Consider the following 1,751-nt stretch of genomic DNA (forward strand, 5'->3'; position numbering starts at 1 on the left):
CGCTCGACCTCGGTCAACTCCAGCAGCGCGAGCTTCGGCCCACGACCATCACCCATACCGGAACTAACAGGAAACTACGGACTCAGGACACTAGTAGTGCTTTGTTAGGTTGGTGGTCGGCGTTTGCGGCGGGCGGTTCTGATCTTTCGTCGGCAGGTGGGGCAGGCGCCGGTCCAGGTGGCGAGGAGTAGCTGGATCTCGCCGATGACCTTGTAGAGGGTCAGGCCGGCGCAGCCGCTTTTGGGTCTTGGCGCAGCGTGGTGATGAACAGGTGCGCGGCGGTGACGAGGGTGACGTGGCGGTGCCAGCCGGTGAACGACCGGCCCTCGAAGTGGTCCAGGCCGAGGCCGGTCTTGAGTTCGCGGTAGTCGTGTTCGATCCGCCATCGGATCTTGCCCAGCCGGACGAGCGTGGCCGGGTCGGTGTCGTCGGGCAGGTTCGACAGCCAGTACTTGACCGGCGCTGCCTCATCGTCGGGCCACTGGGCGATCAGCCAGGTCAGACCGATGGTGCCGTCGTCGGCCATGGCCAGGCGCGGGCGACGCCCGGCCACCCGGACCCGCAGCAGCACGAACTTCGACGACATCCGGCCTTTGGAACCCTCGCGCCACTCGATGGCTCGCGCCCCGGCGCGGCCGGCGGCCTGGACATGCTCGGCGAGGCTGACCGGCTTGGTGCGGTAGCGCGGCTTGGGACGCGGCCCGAGACCCGAGTACCCGGGCGGGCGTCGGCCGGATGCGCGGTGGCGTCACCTTTGACCTGGACGACGTAGCCGATTTCGCGTTCGGCCAGGGCCTGTCGGAAGTGCGCGTTGTCGCCGTAGCCGCCGTCAGCGGCCACGACCGGTGGGCGCAGGCCCCACGCGGCCAGTTCGTCGAGCATCTCGATCGCCATCTGCCACTTCGGGCGATGACGTTCGGTCTCAGGTATAGCGCAGCGCCGTCGCCTGGCGGTGACCTGGGCCGCGATGTCCGGGTCGGCGGTCGCGGTGTCGTCCCATGCCTGGGGCACGAACAGCCGCCAGTCCAAGGGGCATGATGCGCCGTCGCCGGCCGTGTGCACGCTCACGCCGATCTGGCAGTTGCCCACCTTGCCCAGGGTGCCGGAGTACTGCCGGGACACGCACGGCGACTCGGTGCCGTCCTTGGGGAACCCGGTGTCGTCGATGACCCACGCATCCGGTGCGACGACCTCGACCGCGCGGCGGGCAAGCCGCTGCCGCACCGCCACCGGATCCCACGTCGAGGTCGTCACGAACTGCTGCAACCCCTGATGGTCGACTCCCAGCCGGGCGGCCATCGGCTGCATCGACTTGCGTCGCCCGTCCAGCAGCAGCCCACGCAAGTACAGCTGCCCTTTAGCCCGCCGATCGGAGCGGACCACAGGGGCGAACACGTCCTCGGCGAACGTCTCCAACCGTTGACGCACAACCGAAAGCTCGTGAGGGGTCACCGGGACATGACACTACCGCCAGCCCTCAGCGACCCCTACGACACGCCGACCCAACAAAGCACTATGAGCTTGACCCGGTTCTCCGGATACCGATCCTGAGGTGACACTGTCACCCGGGGAAGGAGTCCGAATGCCCGCACCACACCCGGCCGAGTTCCGTCAGAGGGCAGTCGAGCTGGCCCGGTTGAAGGACCGGCCCGTCTCGCAGTTGGCCAAGGAGCTCGGGTGCCGCTGGTCGCCGCCGGCGTGCTGCTGGTGCCGCAGCCCGCGGCGGCCATCGTCACGTTCACCACGACCGC

General features: G+C 68.6%; 1 pseudogene. It reads right to left on the bottom strand.

Features of this window, described 5'->3' with window-relative positions:
- Positions 1-220: 220 nt before the first annotated feature.
- A pseudogene (locus AB0J67_RS40920) lies at positions 221-1,452 on the bottom strand (IS701 family transposase).
- Between the last annotated feature and the right edge of the window lie 299 nt (positions 1,453-1,751).

It is taken from the genome of Catellatospora sp. NPDC049609, from assembly GCF_040675365.1.
In the GTDB taxonomy this organism is placed as follows: domain Bacteria; phylum Actinomycetota; class Actinomycetes; order Mycobacteriales; family Micromonosporaceae; genus Catellatospora.